Source organism: Pseudomonas sp. GW456-L13 (assembly GCF_017350115.1).
GTDB classification, from domain to species: domain Bacteria; phylum Pseudomonadota; class Gammaproteobacteria; order Pseudomonadales; family Pseudomonadaceae; genus Aquipseudomonas; species Aquipseudomonas jessenii.
Genome location: NZ_JACNAS010000001.1, coordinates 247,959 through 263,008, shown reverse-complemented (window position 1 = coordinate 263,008; position 15,050 = coordinate 247,959). Strand labels below are relative to the sequence as shown.

The following is a 15,050-nucleotide window of genomic DNA, read 5'->3' as shown; positions in this document are numbered from 1 at the left end:
AACCATGCGCAAAATCCCCCCACTCAATTCTGTGCGAGTGTTTGAGGCGGTAGCACGTCACCAGAGTTTTTCCGCGGCTGCCAATGAGCTTTCTGTCACGGTCGCGGCGGTAAGCCATCAGGTCCGACAACTGGAAGAGGGGCTGGGGCAAAAGCTTCTGGAAAGGGGCCGTACGGTCACCCTCACGTCCGCCGGAAAAGCGATCTACCCGCTGTTACGAGACGGTTTTGACCAAATTGCCCAAGCGTTTGCCTTGATCGGTTCGCCAAAGGAGGGGGATGCCATTCAGTTGTCCACCACGCGCGCGTTCGCGGAGCGATGGTTGATGCCGCGACTGACGAAGTTCAACTCGATCTATCCAAACATAGTAGTGTCCATCCATGCCTCGGAGAAAGTCGTGGACCTGCGTTCCGAGACTGTCGATCTGGCGATTCGTTATGGCCCATTCGATGCCCATGCGAAGGGGCCGGTGCTGTTCGAGGATCGATACATCGCGGTCGCGGACAAAAGCATCTGTCCGGCCAACCGTACTGCAACGATCAACGACTTTCATAATCGCTCGCTGCTGGCGTTCAAATGGAAGAATCAAACGCTCGAAGCGCCCTCGTGGTCAGCTTGGCTGGCTCAGGTGGAGCACGATTCATCGTGGGATTTTCGTATCTCCTGGTACAGCGAGGAAACCCTGGCGCTACATGCGGTTGAGCGCGGGATTGGGCCGCTGTTGTGCAGCAATGTATTGATCGACCATGAGCTTCGTTCTGGACAGATGCATCGAGTGCAAGGTCCGAGTTTGCCTGGTTTCACCTACCACCTTATAGAAGACCACCACTGCAGTGCGCGCCGCAGCCTTTCGTTGTTCAGAGACTGGCTCCTGAGCGAAGCCAAATCATTCAGGGAAAATGCCCTGAATGATCTGGCAGGACAACCGTTGGCTGTCACTTCCTGAGTTAGCGCCATGGCGTGACTGATAGGCATTAGTCACAAAGGCGCGTTTCTATAGCCAGGCACGCACTGAGCAGTTGATCGTCGCGGCCTTGGGTCGTCGAGAATAAAGTCGACGTTGCAAGGCCAATGCTGTCCTTGCCGGACGGGATTGCCACACCCGGCATATCCAGCAGGCTGCCAATCATGGTGAGTGACAAGGTCTCGAGATTGACGCTCGCAAACAGTTCGTCGTCATTCGAAAGTGGCGCCATCGGCGGGGCGACGTGCTTGACCGTCGGCATGACCAGAATAGCGCCATCGAGCTCACGCTCCATGGCCGCCATCAGCTCCGTGCGCAGATGGCGGATCCTGGCTTCGCTCGCTGGATCGACCTCCTTGGCCGCGCGCAGACGATGGCGCACGCGCCTGTCCATCTGATGCCCCTGCGGACCTTCGACTATCGCTCCCAGCAGGCGCCAGGCTTCTATCGCACCCAGCCAGCCCTCGCGGACAATGAGTTCTCTGGTGCGGGCAACCGCGAGAACCGGCCGACGCTCAACCTGTGCACCGGCTGCACGAAGCCGCTCCATCATCGAAACAAGGTTGTGCTGGACCACTGGCTGTAACGCCGGGTCAGACATCACACCGTCGTCGACCACAAAGCGAAGGCTTGAAAGGTTGACAGCCTCGATGGCCACGTTTTTGAAACCTCGCATCGCCGCATCCAGTGCAACGCAATCCGCCACGGTATGGGCGAAAGGGCCTAGGCTATCCAGCGTAATGGCGAGTGGGTGAAGGCCTTTCATGCTGTAACGACTCGTAGAAGCCTTGTACCCGACCAATCCATTGAACGCCGCTGGAATGCGGATCGAACCGGCAGTGTCGGTTCCGATGGCGCAGGTGACGATACCTCGTTGAACAGCGATGGCCGAGCCCGAAGAAGACCCGCCAGGAACGCGGCTCTCGCTGACCGCGACATCGCAGGTCGGTGTTCCGAAATGCGGATTCAGGCCAAGCCCGGAGTAAGCAAATTCCGTGAGGTTGGTTTTACCCAGCGGGATCATACCGAGTGCGGCGAGGGCTGCGATCACCTCCGCATCCTCGACCGCCATCGGAGCGTCGATCCGGGTGATGGAGCCGGCGGTTGTTCGACTACCGACGACATCCAGCAGATCCTTGACCGCATAGGGAATCCCGTCAAAAGGGCTCAAGGGAGCCCCTTGACGCCAACGCCTGGTCGACGCTTCCGCATCATTGAAAGCGCGCTGTTCAAGCACATCAATGAACACGTACGCCGAGTTTTTGATCGCCGCCAAGGCCGACTCGATCAACTTATCGGGTGTCGTCAGGCCTTGTCTCAATCGTTCAGCGGTTTGCATCATCGTGATCATGGTTTCTCCCATTTTGACGGCGGTACCTGGCAATCAGGCCGGCAAAAGCTGACGTTGGCGATCTTCAACCAACTGCCTGACCAGCACCGGAATTGCATCGAACGCATCGGCGATGGAGGCTTCGTGGCGGGCGTCGCCAAATTCCTGATAGTCGATGGAGATGACGTGGGTTTCGTTCACGCCCAGGTAGTGAGCACAGGTCTGGATGTGAGTGTCGAGGTGGTTCATCGCTTCGCGCACACCTCCCGGGCCAAATCCGAATTCACCCCGGGAAGATAAAATGACCAGCTTCTTGCCGTTCATGATCGGCTCCAGTGGGTAGTCGCCGCGGTCAAGATCAAAGGTGAAGGTCTTGCCAATGCGAATGACTTTGTCGAACCAGGACTTGAGGGCTGCCGGCATTCCGTAGTTGTACATCGGCGTACCCATGATGATGACGTCGGCGCGATCGATCTCATCGATCAACTCATCCGAGAGGCGGATCTCTTCGCGTTTTTCCGGCGTCATGTGCTCTTCGGGAGTAAAAACTGCGGCAATCCATGCCTCCGTCACGAACGGTGGAGGGTTGTGCCCAACGTCACGGACAATGACTTGCGTCTTGTCATCGCGATCAACCCAAGCCTCGACAAATGCCTGGGACAGTTTGCGGCTCAGGGAACGATCGGATCGTGCGCTAGCATCGATATGAAGAAGGGTGGTCATGTGAAACTTCCTTTGAACCTGAGGCGGAATTACCTCAATGGCTGCAACAAGTTGGCCACGACCATCGAGGGTGAGGCTATTGACATTAATTTTAGGTGCGTTAAATAAAACTCAATAAGCGAGTTTTATTTGTGGGCGTGGATGTCAACTTCGATTTTTAAAAGGAGGATGGACTGACTGTTCGCGGGGGCAATTGAGTAAAACTTAATGCGGTAATTTTGCTAAAGGGTCTTTTAGTTATTATCAATTACGTAAAAGAACAGACCTCGCTTTAATGGCTCGGGGCGATTCACGTGGTCGCCGGTCAGCGAGGAAAATAATAATGTCAACCCGTCGCAATTCTGAAAAAAGCGTAATCAACGAGGCCAATTATGATGCGCTGGGCATTGAGCCCGTGCCCGATAGCCATCGCACTTCAACGCCGCTGGACCAGTTCTGGATCTGGGCCGGGGCTAATGTCGCGCCCATCAACTGGGTGCTCGGTGCAATCGGTATCCAGCTGGGTTTGAGCCTGTGGGAAACCCTGCTGGTGATTGTCGTCGGCAACCTGTTGGGCGCGGCTCTGTTCGGCGGCATCTGCATCATGGGACACCGCACGGGCGTACCGCAAATGGTGCTTTCCCGGTTGGCGTTTGGCCGGCGCGGTGCCTATCTCCCCACCATCATGCAAGTGCTGATGCCTATGGGCTGGGTGGCCACCAACACCTGGATCGTTCTTGATCTTGCAGTGGCAGCCCTGGAAAAAATCGGTATCAGCGGTGGCATGGAACTCAAGTACGGGATCGCTTTGGCGGTCATGATTCTTCAGGTCGGCATTGCGGCATGGGGCTTTAACGCCATCAAGTGCTTCGAGCGCTACACCATGCCGGTGATTCTGTTGATCATGGTAGTAATGACCGTACTGGCCTTCACCCATGTGGATATCCAGTGGCAGGCATCCACCACCGAGGGCTTCGGCAAGCTGTCGGCCATGAGCAGCCTGATGACGGCGATCGGGATCGGTTGGGGCATTTCATGGCTGGTATACGCCTCTGATTACACCCGCTTCACCCAGAGCAAACTGTCTGACGGCCAGGTGTTTCGGTCGACGTTCCTGGGCATGTTCCTGCCCACTGTATGGCTGGCCTTTCTGGGCGCTACCATTGCTTCCGCGGGCGGAGGTTCGGATCCTGCACAATTGATCATCGCGGTGTTCGGCACAATGGCGCTGCCGGTTCTGCTTGTGCTGTTGCATGGCCCGGTAGCCACCAACATCGTGGTCATTTATTCCGCAGCGCTGGCGACGTTGTCTCTGGATCTGCGTGTTCCACGCTGGGCGGTTTCGATGGTCTCGGGCGTGGTTGCGCTGTTCATGCTCTACCTGTTTCTGCAATCGGGCGAGTTTGTACATGCCTTTGAAAACCTGATGGTGTTCTTCGTGGTGTGGATCAGTCCTTGGGCTGGTATCACGCTGGTTGATTTTTTCCTGATTCGCCGTGGTCAGGTCGATTTGAAATCGCTGTATTGCCACCACTCCCAAAGTGCATGCGCTGATGTGAACTGGAGAGGCATATTTGCACTTGCAGTGGGAATACTTGCAGCCTGGTTATTTCAGGTCGGGACAATTAAATCACTGCAAGGCCCGCTCGCAATGGCATTGGGCGGAATTGATTTGTCCTGGCTGGCAGGGTTTGGTGTGGGAGGGGGGATCTACTATTTATTGCATCGTTCACGGCGTACGGAAGTTGTCAGCTCTTCGGTGCTGGCTAAGTAAACTCAGAGTGTTCAATCATTAAACGATTAAAAAGGAAACTGCGTATGTCCCATCTTGAACAAACTAATGTGCTGAAAGCATTGAATGCTGGAACCGAGGTCGATGCATTCCTGGGTAATGTTGTGGAGATTGCGATCGTTACGCGTGATCACAAGCGCACAATGGATGGCTTGCTCAAGCTGGGGATCGGCCCGTGGCGGGTGTATACCTTCAGCCCGGAAAACACTGAAAACCAGACTTACCATGGCGAACCGGCCGAGTTTGTTCTTAAAGTCTGCTTCGCACAGTCCGGCAACATGGTCTGGGAGTTGATGGAGCCGGTCTCCGGTCCGACCATCTTTGCCGACTTCCTGGAGAAACATGGCGAAGGCATCCAGCACGTTGCCTACGACTGCAACAACATTCCGTTTGAGGATCGCATTACGGAGCTGACGCGACGCGGCTTCAAATGCGTGCAGTCCGGGTCATGGATGGGAGTGAATCATTTCGCGTTCTTCGGCACCGAGGCCGATACCACCACCGTATTTGAAACCTATGCATTTCCTTCGGACTGGGACTACCCGGAGCCCGAAGCGTGGTACCCGGCGCAAGCGTAAGACAACGCGCAAACGTCTTGGCGCCGATCTGGTGCCGGGGCGTTCGCTATGACCAATCGAAATGGGAGTGCAGCCATGAACAACGTAAGGATGGATAACATCAGTTGGGTCGACTATGAGCACCGCGTGCAATCGGGCTCGGTGGTCTTCCTGCCTATCGGTGCGACCGAACAGCACGGGCCTCATTTGCCTTTGGGCACCGATGCTTTGCTGGCCAGTGCGATCAGTGAAGATGTCGCCAGGGAAATCGACGGCATCGTCGCCCCAGCGCTTTCCTACGGCTATAAATCTCAGCCGAAATGTGGAGGAGGGCAGCACTTCTGCGGAACAACCAGCGTGGATGGGGCCACGCTGATCGCCATGGTAAGGGATGCCGTACGCGAGTTTCATCGTCATGGCGTGACGCGCCTGGTGCTGGTGATCGGTCATTACGAAAACCAGTGGTTTGTCACTGAGGGTATTGAACTGGCCATGCGCGATATCGGTCCGAATGCCGGACTGGAGGTCATGCGCCTCGAACACTGGGAGTTCGTGAAATCACAGACGCTCGACAGAATCTTTCCGGACGGTTTTCCGGGGATTGCGCTGGAACATGCAGCGGTCATCGAAACATCGATGATGCTGCATTACTACCCGCAGTTGGTATTCCTTGACCAAATTCCTGATCACGGACCGGCGCAGTTCCCGGTTTACGACATGTACCCCGCGCGGACTGAATGGGTGCCAGCCAGTGGGGTACTGTCGTCTGCGCTGGACTCAAGCGCGGACAAAGGACGGTGGCTGGTGGATGATGTGATCAGTGGAATCGCCAAGGCGGTACGATTCGAGTTCGGGCTTGATTCGATTCAGGGCCAGGCGACTTCCAATGTCGCGACACCTTGATGCAATCGAGAAATCAACTGACGGGTACGGCCTTGCAATTGATTGTTCAAGAGCCAGGTTTTTGGAAAGGCTCCAGCGCGACTGGTCGCGAGAGTCGGCCTTTTCTGGCTTATGGACGGCTTGGAATACTTCCACGGTTTCAACGCCGATAAGGCCACGCAGGCAGGACCAAGGAACCTCAAATAGCTGATAAGTGATGAAGGTGCTCGCGAATGCAGCCGCTATTCGGCAACGTCTGCAAATACAGCCTCGATCGCAGATGTGCCGCCGCAGTGTTGTAAGCGCGGTATCTGAGCTTGAGTTGAACGTAGATGAACGGGACAAGCATGGGCAATGGCGCCGCATCTCCGGTCTGCACGAGCAGCGGTACACGCTGACCGGAAGAGTAACGGCACTGAATCAGCTTCATCGGCAGCCACCTCATTCAATGACTCGCCATGAACACGAAGGACATGGCCCGTTGTGAGAGTGGACGTCAGAAGCGGCTTTGTCGAATCAGTGCCTTACGAAGCTCATGAACACTTCTAACATGGCATCTGGTTTAACAGAGTAGGTCGTTTAGGCAGGTGTTGCACAGAAAATATTGCTCTATTAGTCTTTAAAATCAATTACTTGAGCATTTCTAATTAGTCCGCATAGGCTAGGCTTTGTTGCGAAGCCATTTGGCCCGCCTTGTTGCACCATAAGGAGCGAAAAGGACCTTAATTTTGTTAAAAATTTGATCATGTGTTCAATTGAACAAGGGCAGCGTTGAGGGCTACCCCGCTTCAAACCAGGCCGGACTCTGCTAGTACGTGCGCGACAGGGCCACTTCACCTATCGATTGAGAATACGATCCTGCTTCTATTCGACTGCTCTGCCTCAAGGCCCGGATCACAATTATTTGTATAGTTTCTACCACCAGCTACGACATAAAGGTAGTGAGAACGCCAAAGCTGTGAGCTTGGCACGTAGCTAATTTCTTGTACCGGCTCCATTAACCATCTGCCCTGGCCATTCATTGAGGCTGGCGAAACGAGCAAAATGTCCTCCACCTGTCCAGAGCTCAAACCTAGCTGAAAGTGTTCCAGAGTGAGGACATCAGAAATAAGAAGCATTTCTTTTGACACCACATCACCCTGGCTGCGCGTCACGGTCGCATAAAACCAGGGAAGAGTGAGAATTTGCTCCACATAAGGCCATAGTTGGAGATCAGGCTCGAGCCTTGAGCTGAGGGGAATGGCGGTGTGCAGATAGGTTCTAAACATGATATTCCTCCAAATGAACACTATAGATTGTAGCCCTATAGTGTTCAAAAAGGCTTCATCGTTCCATTTGCGAGCGATGAAAAATGGAACTAAAGAAAGCTTTTGGTATTGCACTGAGAAGGTTTCGCGTCAGCAAGGGTCTTACTCAAGAGGACTTCTCAATTGTCAGCAGCCGCACCTTTCTTAGCTCTCTAGAGAGAGGGGTGAAAGGGGTCACGCTCGAGAAAATTGATGAGCTAGCCTCAACAATAGGGGTGCATCCAGTGACACTCATAGTGGCCTGCTACCTCCAAAAAGACACCACCTCAGAGCTGAATGAGCTATTTGACCAAGTCCGCGCGGAGCTGGAGTGAAATCGGAATGTTGACAGCCTGCGGGTCAAAAAGATTTAGCCTGAAGGAACTATTAAACCAAGTGCGTCCCGAGCTCCCCTGACCTTTTTACCAGGAATAATCTTATGGAATTGAAAACTTCTGATGTTTGTATTCATGCTAATGACGCTTGGGATAATATTGTTACTTATCGCATTCGGGAAATTAAAAAAGATGCGTATGTATTGGAGCCTGCCTCTGATCCATTTAGTGGTAAAAACCTGCGAACCGTGCCAGTTAGCGAGCGCGACGCATTGTGGATTTATCCATTCTCGCTATTTTCATATGAAAGACATAAAGCGCTGGCGGAGTCAATGCACACCATCGGAGATTTAGTGTTTGCTTTGTTGGGTAAGCATAAAGATATGCCGCTTGAAGAACTAATCAGCCTGATGATTAAACGTAAGGATAAGTACAAGTTCAGCGACGAACACGCACCTTGGATCCTACGCTGCCTCGTTGCGGTCAAAAAAATTGTAGCAAAGCAAAAGGGAAATACCGTGTTACTTTCCCTATCTCTTGCCCAGAGGGCCCGTGAAAAACAGCGAAAGTTCTCTGCTACAATTGCCTCCGAACTGGCCTCATTGAGCGAGCGTGTCAGGCTTATAATCGATCACGGTCCTACCGTTGGAACTTACCGGGAAAATTTGCTGCAAAATTCACTTAGAAAGCATATTCCTGAACGTTACCACGTTGCAACAGGATTTATCTACGGTCTGAAAAAACAGATAGACATTTTGATCTATGATCGGATTGACTACGCGCCCGTGTTCCGAGAGGGGGACCTTGTGATCGTTCCTCCGGAATCAGTACGTGCCGTCATTGAGGTCAAAACCAGTCTCACAACTGAAAACCTCGAATCGGCATTAGAGTTACTGGATTTAGCCTCGTACTTCGACGATAACCAGCCGCCCTTCTTTAAAGGTATATTCGCATTCGAGAGCCCTTTGAAGAGTCATATTTTGTACGAGAAAATCGCAGACTTTTATACTGATTGGAATGTCCAGGCACAGGGCGGGGCTGGCGAGATGATTATGAGACCATTCCAGCATTTGACCTGTGCCTGTGTTATAAACAAGGCTTTTGCATATACGCGATACACTCGAAATGAAAATGGTAGGTTGGTTCCAGTGCTATGCTCCAAGAACAGCGCGACCTCCCTCGAGAGCCAGTCCAGTATCTTTATGCAGAGTTTGTTGTCCCATCTTAAATTTGGTGGCATGAAGCCGTTCAAGATGGATTACATGGGAAGAATGCTCGGCGAAGATACATATAGTGAAGATATTAAGGACTTGAGGGCAGGCGATGACAGTTGGGGGGCTTACTTCGGCTTTGACGAAGGCGATGAAGATGAGCATGCAGTCGAAGAAATGGAAAAACTTATCATTGGAGCACAGCGCTGGCTGGACGGAGAAGACAATTTTGACGCCTAGTTGCCCGCTTGATGCCTGAAACTCAATTGTGTCCACCTAGAAAAATAGTTTCCGAAGTAACAGGGGGTACGATTAAGCCCTCGCCGACTTTTATTGTTGAGTTTCGGCTGTAGTGACACCTACCCCTGATGCTCTCTACACACATCGCGAGAAGCACCCCGAGTTTAGGATGCCGGCCTAGTAAAAGCTCTAGCAAAGGGGGCATCCACCGGTACAGCCAAGGTTTTGGTTTTTAGGCAGAACGGAAGCACCCAGAGAGACAGACCACGCTTCTGGTGGAAATCAAAAACTGGGAGTGGGTGCTTAAAATTTTCGGTTTTTGGGTAGATCAGGACTACGTCACCCTTACCACCAAGGTAACCTTGTCCGTAGGCATGCAATTGGTAAAAGTCAGCCTGCGCCAAGCCGTATTTGTCTGTGCCATTAGCCTTCGAACCATCCAGCAATTTCCATTTGGTGTCTAATACGATCAAGTCGCTAGCTCCCTCTCGAACCAGCAGGTCAGGCTTGAGGCGGAACCATTTTTGCTTATTATGGCTAACGAGATGATGGCTATGAGCCTGAGTTTTAAGGGTTAGCGACCCTATCAGTTGTTTCGGTAAATGCTTAGATACGAAAGCCTCGAATAGAGCTTCCATTGGAAATAACAGGGATGGCGCGTGGTTCTTGCCTACACCTGTGAGAGGCGATTCCTCTTCTAGAATTAGCTGGGCCCAAGCCAGCGCGTTAGCGTAGCTCCCCATCCCCCGTTCTAGGAGAACCAGCTGAAAATCCCGCGCCGGTTGAATGGACTCGGGAACGTCAGCAAATACAAAACACAGCTCGCGTGCCAGTTTTTGATTCGCTTGTGATGCCGACAACGCCAGCACACGACGTAAGGCTTTATGAAGTAAGCGGTTCTCCGGTCGGTTCGTCGAGAACTCGTCGTGTTCCGTAAAAAAGCGGTCAGCTCTATATACATTTTGGCGTAGGTGCTGCCCAAACAACAGTTTGCCACGCAGGGCAAACAGATTGTCTTGCCGGGCGGTGTATTGGCTTCTTAATCCTCGTTTAACGACTTGCTCAACAGCCTGTAGGTACTCACCAATAAATACCTCCAATAATGGCATCTTCGTAGCAGCAAGCTTGGCGCTGTCAGTTTGGATATGGCGAAATCGCCTAAGACAGCAAAGCATATCAATCAACAGTTGTCGCGCCTCTACAGCGCCACCTCCAATAACCTGTCCTACCTTGGGCAGTACCTCAATCTGGAAACCATCAGGAGCGCGAATGACACCAACGAAACTGGTTACCTGGATAGCTCTACGCCCGCGCCTCTGGGTCAAACGTAGCCAAACTGCGCCCCCTTGCTCAGTGCTCCACAGGCATAGCCATTCGAGCCAGTCAAACACGCTGCTGGGCACCTCTGTATCGCCGCCACCGGCCCCCTGGGCAACCACGGTGCCGAACTCATAGATTGTGACACCGCTCATCTGCTGGCCCACGGATCAACTGGCCAGCGTCTGGTAAATGCCGATGTAGGCATCCGGGCTCAAAAATGCTGCTTCCTGCACTGTGTAGCGTCGTTTGGTTGAGTACTCATTAAGCTCGTGATCACTGCCAAACAAACGAGTAAGGTCGACTTCGTGATCTTGGCTTTCAATAACGAAACACGCCGGCCTAATTTTCTGATTATCCGCGAGCACAAGGCGAATTTTCTGCCAGTCCTCAAAAAAGTACTCTTCCAGTAAAGGCACAATGCGGTTACGAAATATCTGTGCCAAGGCGTTAAACCGCGCCTCGCCATCAACAACCTTCTTCAAAGAGGTGAGGTAGGCGTGTCCAATGCTGTGGTCCCGATCGTACAGAGCCTCCACTCTTTGATTGATTGCTGCGAGCATGCGTGGGATATCGATTGTTTTATCACCTAACGTTACGCGCAAGCCATGAAGCGGGGCATCGAGCTCATCACGCACATCAGGCATTACAGGCACGAAATCGAAACGCCGTCGCAGAGCAGTATCCAACAGAGCCAGCGACCGATCTGCGGTGTTCATCGTACCAATAATATCCACGTTAGCTGGCACCGAGAACGGCTCGCCCGAATATGGCAGCGTGAGCGAAATGGCGTGCTCGGCACCTTCACGCTTGTCGCTTTCGATGAGTGTGATCAGTTCTCCAAATATTTTGCTGATGTTGCCGCGATTGATCTCGTCGATAACCATCGCAAAACGCTGATCGGGGGCAAGCCTTGCCTTGCGGCAGAGCTCCTTGAACACGCCTGGACGAATCTCATACTGGATCTCACCCGACTCAATATCCTCACTCAGCAACGGGCGCAGCCCCTCGACGAACTCCTCGTAACCATAGGATTGATGAAAGGTCACGAAGCTATACCGTTGTACTGCTACGGCTACCTGGGTGCCTGCCTTAAGTTGATCCACCAGCTCTATCAACTCCTCGCAAGCGTCCTGCCAATCGCCAGCTAACTGCCAAACGGAGTCAGCGGTTTTATCAAATATCGCCGGAGCCATGCGCAGTTTGGTATTAACAGTTTTCGAGTCTTCGATTGTGTGATGTTGCAGTGTTCCCCATAGGGTTTGCTTTATGCCTGTTGAACGACCTTTGGCTGACGCGATGGCCTGGATGAAGGGGTGTTCAGCCAGCTCGCGTACATTGGCTTTACCTTCGAGGTCGTAAATAGCCGCTGCTGCACCTTCCCACCATTTGAGCGCAGAAACTTTTTCCGCGATGGCCTGACTGCGCCATTCCTCATTGGATAGCGAGGCTTCAGCTTGCTGATAGTCTCGCTTCAGCAGACTGGTGAGCTCATAGGTCTTGCCAGTGCCTGGCGGGCCGTAATAAATCCGGTTGATTGGCGCAGTAATGGGGCGAGGCATTTTTACTGATTCCCTCACCAGCGACGGACTAAGGCTATCTGCTTCAATAGGTTCGCCGGCCAGGCCTGCCAATTCGGCCAAGCTGGTTCCGAAATATGGGACCAGCAGCGTCCGATCAAACTCTGGCAGATCATCTGTACCCACCTGCCAGAAGGTGGTGTTGCCTTGCGGCGACCAGTATTTAGAGTTTTCGGTATAGCGATCCGACCGTACAGCCGACTTCAAGATGCGGTAGTTACGTTGCAACCAACCATCGCCTTTGTCACACGGGGTGGCATTCGAGGTGAACTGTCCGACTCTTTGGAGGCTGTTACCGTGGCACAGGAAGAACAGCGTACCGACTGGTGCTTCGGCAAATTTTTTTCCTTGCCCCTTACCAGTTTCACTGTGTATCACCGCCAAATTGCTTGCTAAGTACTTCTTCCGTTCCTCATCGGTAAAACTGGGTGGGTTACCGTGCGAAAGCTTCCAGATAGTGAGGTTTTTCTCACTCCATTCCGCCCAAATCTGCCGACCGAACTCCAGAATCCCCGAATTAGCAGGCTGCTTGGCCAAAGCGTTTTTCTGCAAAGTAGCCATGCTGCTGCCAGTGCCGTCGCCTGCGAAGGCACTAAGCGGCGCAGTTTTGAATATATCTACGATTCGGGGAGTCTGGCGATCTTGGTAGTGGAAGGCAATTTTCCACTTATAGGCTTCACCTAGTTGCTTGAATTCCTCAATACCATCCAGGTTGCCCTTGGCCGCCAGCTCTGCGACCTGAACAACGAACCCACGCACTTGGGTGAAGGCATCCTCGGCTGTCGTTCCCAGTGATGTATACCAACCATGGGTGTCCGAATAGCTCAGCTTGGCATCACTATTCTTGCCTTCAGTGTCCTTGCGTGAAAACACGCCGAACTTAAATGCCGAACCACCCCAGATACTGCCAAGCTCATCAAGTCGTGATTCGATCCAATAAGTAAAGCTGTCCTTCGAGCCCGCCTGGCTATACTCGTCCAGTGTCATTCTGGCAAGTCGATCCAACGGCCAGAGACTCAGGAACTCATCCCATAACACGTACAATTTATCTTCACTGGTCATTTGGCGCGCTCTTCGACGGGGAGGGCGATAAGCATGCCTTTACGGGCCAGTTCGGACGAAGGCAGACTCGGAGAGGTGGAACGCTGGTTGAGGTAGGCTTGGCAGTTGACGCAGTTTCTACTACTCGCGTTGTTCCAGCTGCTGAGCATAAGGTCCATGTGCTCTATCACTTTACAACTCCCGCTACGAAGACAGCTTATTGAACTTTGGGTTTAAGCAAAACCAAGCCCGCGATTTACAAAACACGCGGACCGAGCTCTGCTCTGAAGCGCTGCTATTCGCTCAACGTCACCGAGGTGGGCAAGCCTGCAGCTACATCACGAAACGCCATCAAAGCGGCCTCAAGGTGATCGATTATTTCTAGCTGTAGCACATCGGGCGGGGGCAGATCATCAAGGTTGTCCAGGCTGTCATCCTTGAGCCAGAAGAGGTCTAGGCTTGCCTTGTCGCGAGCAACGAGATCTTCGTAGCTGTAGTATTTAAAGCGTTCGGTCTCTGCGCGCTCATACCGGTTTTCCGGGTTGTAGCAAGTCACGAAGTCGCGCAGATCCTCTAGCTTCAACGGGCGTGTTTTTAGCGTGAAGTGCTGGTTGGTGCGCAAATCATAAAACCATGCGCCTTTGGTGTGTATTTTTCCATCTTTGGGCTTGGCATCGAAGAACACTACGTTTGCCTTTACTCCATGCGCATAGAAGATGCCTGTAGGGAGGCGCAAAATTGTGTGCACATCGCAGGTTTCAATTAGTTTCTTACGAATCTTTTCCCCAGCACCACCTTCATACAGGACGTTGTCAGGCAGTACCACAGCAGCTTTACCATCAACCTTGAGCATGTTGACGATGTGCTGTAAGAAATTGAGCTGTTTGTTAGAGGTCGTTTCCCAGAAGTCTTGGCGTTGGTAGGTGAGCGCGTTTTTGTCTTCTTCGCCTTCTTCGTTGGTGATAGTCATGCTGCTTTTTTTGCCAAAGGGCGGGTTTGCTAGTACGTAGTCAACACGAACTTTAGGCTCGCTGATTAAGGCGTCGGAGCGATCCACCGAAGGTTCGCCAACCAGCTCACCAATGTTGTGCAAAAACAGGTTCATCAGACATAAACGACGCGTATTTGGAACGATCTCGTTGCCGTGAAAGGTCTCGTCTCGCAGAAACGCTTTTTGTTTAGCGTTTAGTTTAGGTGCCTCGTAATCTAGCCACTCCGCACTTTGTTTCATCCAGTCACCCGTGCCACTTAGCCACTCATTGGCCACGAGAAAGAACCCACCGGTACCGCAGGCTGGATCTGCAATTGATTTAAGCGGTTGCGGGCGAATACAAGCAACCATGGCCTGAATCAAGGCACGCGGAGTGAAGTACTGGCCCGCGCCACTCTTGGTATCTTCAGCGTTCTTTTGCAGTAACCCTTCGTACAAGTCACCTTTGGCATCGGTGTCCATGCCAACCCAGCTTTCGGCATCGATTAACTGCACCAGGCGCGAGAGTTTGGCCGGATCCTGGATTTTGTTTTGTGCCTTGAAGAAAATCGCGCCCAACATGCCCGGCTGCTCCCCAAGCTTGTGCAGGGTGGCTAGGTAGTGGGCTTCCAACGGCTCACCCGTTTTGCTGCGCAGGTTCGCCCAATCATAAGCTTTGGGAATCTGTGTATCGCGCAGGTAAGGCTCTTGTGAATACTCATGTGCCATTTTCAGAAACAGCAGGTAGGTCAACTGCTCCAGATAATCACCATAACCTACGCCGTCGTCGCGCAGGGTGTGGCAGAAATTCCAGACTTTCTGGATGAGGGTGGAAGCGTTCAT

General features: G+C 52.6%; 11 protein-coding genes and 3 pseudogenes. 7 read left to right on the top strand and 7 right to left on the bottom strand.

The window, feature by feature from the left end; all coding sequences use genetic code 11:
• Positions 1 to 4: 4 nt before the first annotated feature.
• Positions 5 to 946 carry a LysR family transcriptional regulator gene (locus tag J4D25_RS01135; protein ID WP_057714839.1) on the top strand — a complete coding sequence of 314 codons (942 nt, stop codon included), beginning with the start codon at positions 5 to 7 and terminating at the stop codon, positions 944 to 946.
• Positions 947 to 974: 28 nt separating this feature from the next.
• Here J4D25_RS01135 and J4D25_RS01130 read toward each other — a convergent pair whose 3' ends face one another.
• Together J4D25_RS01130 and J4D25_RS01125 are read right to left on the bottom strand one after the other, a co-directional pair.
• Complete coding sequence (locus tag J4D25_RS01130) at positions 975 to 2,315, bottom strand: amidase family protein (RefSeq protein ID WP_057716602.1); 1,341 nt, start codon at positions 2,313 to 2,315, stop codon at positions 975 to 977.
• Positions 2,316 to 2,348: 33 nt separating this feature from the next.
• Complete coding sequence (locus J4D25_RS01125) at positions 2,349 to 3,017, bottom strand: FMN-dependent NADH-azoreductase (protein ID WP_057714838.1); 669 nt, start codon at positions 3,015 to 3,017, stop codon at positions 2,349 to 2,351.
• Positions 3,018 to 3,339: 322 nt separating this feature from the next.
• Between J4D25_RS01125 and J4D25_RS01120 the strand changes: the two genes are divergently transcribed.
• From J4D25_RS01120 to J4D25_RS01110, 3 genes are all read left to right on the top strand, one after another.
• Positions 3,340 to 4,770: a cytosine permease gene (locus tag J4D25_RS01120; protein ID WP_057714837.1), complete on the top strand. Its 1,431-nt coding sequence runs from the start codon at positions 3,340 to 3,342 to the stop codon at positions 4,768 to 4,770.
• Positions 4,771 to 4,814: 44 nt separating this feature from the next.
• Positions 4,815 to 5,366 (top strand): VOC family protein, encoded by a 552-nt coding sequence (locus J4D25_RS01115; protein WP_057714836.1) that lies wholly within the window; start codon positions 4,815 to 4,817, stop codon positions 5,364 to 5,366.
• Positions 5,367 to 5,441: 75 nt separating this feature from the next.
• Positions 5,442 to 6,248 (top strand): creatininase, encoded by an 807-nt coding sequence (locus tag J4D25_RS01110; RefSeq protein WP_057714835.1) that lies wholly within the window; start codon positions 5,442 to 5,444, stop codon positions 6,246 to 6,248.
• A 250-nt stretch (positions 6,249 to 6,498) separates the two neighbouring features.
• Here the strand turns inward: J4D25_RS01110 and J4D25_RS01105 are convergent.
• Positions 6,499 to 6,657 (bottom strand): annotated as a pseudogene (locus tag J4D25_RS01105) (site-specific integrase); the annotation flags it as partial.
• Positions 6,658 to 7,060: 403 nt separating this feature from the next.
• Positions 7,061 to 7,495 (bottom strand): hypothetical protein, encoded by a 435-nt coding sequence (locus tag J4D25_RS01100; RefSeq protein ID WP_057714833.1) that lies wholly within the window; start codon positions 7,493 to 7,495, stop codon positions 7,061 to 7,063.
• An 83-nt stretch (positions 7,496 to 7,578) separates the two neighbouring features.
• Here J4D25_RS01100 and J4D25_RS01095 point away from each other — a divergent pair, with 83 nt between their 5' ends.
• Together J4D25_RS01095 and J4D25_RS01090 are read left to right on the top strand one after the other, a co-directional pair.
• Positions 7,579 to 7,848 carry a helix-turn-helix domain-containing protein gene (locus J4D25_RS01095; protein ID WP_057714832.1) on the top strand — a complete coding sequence of 90 codons (270 nt, stop codon included), beginning with the start codon at positions 7,579 to 7,581 and terminating at the stop codon, positions 7,846 to 7,848.
• A gap of 104 nt (positions 7,849 to 7,952) precedes the next feature.
• Complete coding sequence (locus J4D25_RS01090) at positions 7,953 to 9,299, top strand: DUF6602 domain-containing protein (protein WP_057714831.1); 1,347 nt, start codon at positions 7,953 to 7,955, stop codon at positions 9,297 to 9,299.
• 164 nt (positions 9,300 to 9,463) lie between these two features.
• On the opposite strand, the gene J4D25_RS01085 is transcribed toward J4D25_RS01090, so the two are convergent.
• Positions 9,464 to 10,771: an McrC family protein gene (locus J4D25_RS01085; protein ID WP_057714830.1), complete on the bottom strand. Its 1,308-nt coding sequence runs from the start codon at positions 10,769 to 10,771 to the stop codon at positions 9,464 to 9,466.
• Positions 10,772 to 10,786: 15 nt separating this feature from the next.
• Positions 10,787 to 12,166: pseudogene (locus tag J4D25_RS27215) on the bottom strand (McrB family protein); the annotation flags it as partial.
• A 156-nt stretch (positions 12,167 to 12,322) separates the two neighbouring features.
• Here J4D25_RS27215 and J4D25_RS27210 point away from each other — a divergent pair.
• Positions 12,323 to 12,415, top strand: a pseudogene (locus tag J4D25_RS27210) (hypothetical protein); the annotation flags it as partial.
• A gap of 1,117 nt (positions 12,416 to 13,532) precedes the next feature.
• On the opposite strand, the gene J4D25_RS01075 reads toward J4D25_RS27210, so the two are convergent.
• Entirely contained in the window at positions 13,533 to 15,050 is a 1,518-nt protein-coding gene (locus tag J4D25_RS01075; protein WP_057714828.1) for a class I SAM-dependent DNA methyltransferase, read from the bottom strand.

Coding starts and splice junctions, on each gene's coding strand:
- J4D25_RS01115 (WP_057714836.1), top strand. CDS start 4,815: ATGTCCCATCTTGAACAAACTAATGTGCTGAAAGCATTGAATGCTGGA.
- J4D25_RS01075 (WP_057714828.1), bottom strand. CDS start 15,050: ATGAACGCTTCCACCCTCATCCAGAAAGTCTGGAATTTCTGCCACACC.
- J4D25_RS01095 (WP_057714832.1), top strand. CDS start 7,579: ATGGAACTAAAGAAAGCTTTTGGTATTGCACTGAGAAGGTTTCGCGTC.
- J4D25_RS01125 (WP_057714838.1), bottom strand. CDS start 3,017: ATGACCACCCTTCTTCATATCGATGCTAGCGCACGATCCGATCGTTCC.
- J4D25_RS01090 (WP_057714831.1), top strand. CDS start 7,953: ATGGAATTGAAAACTTCTGATGTTTGTATTCATGCTAATGACGCTTGG.
- J4D25_RS01130 (WP_057716602.1), bottom strand. CDS start 2,315: ATGATCACGATGATGCAAACCGCTGAACGATTGAGACAAGGCCTGACG.
- J4D25_RS01085 (WP_057714830.1), bottom strand. CDS start 10,771: ATGAGCGGTGTCACAATCTATGAGTTCGGCACCGTGGTTGCCCAGGGG.
- J4D25_RS01110 (WP_057714835.1), top strand. CDS start 5,442: ATGAACAACGTAAGGATGGATAACATCAGTTGGGTCGACTATGAGCAC.
- J4D25_RS01120 (WP_057714837.1), top strand. CDS start 3,340: ATGTCAACCCGTCGCAATTCTGAAAAAAGCGTAATCAACGAGGCCAAT.
- J4D25_RS01100 (WP_057714833.1), bottom strand. CDS start 7,495: ATGTTTAGAACCTATCTGCACACCGCCATTCCCCTCAGCTCAAGGCTC.
- J4D25_RS01135 (WP_057714839.1), top strand. CDS start 5: ATGCGCAAAATCCCCCCACTCAATTCTGTGCGAGTGTTTGAGGCGGTA.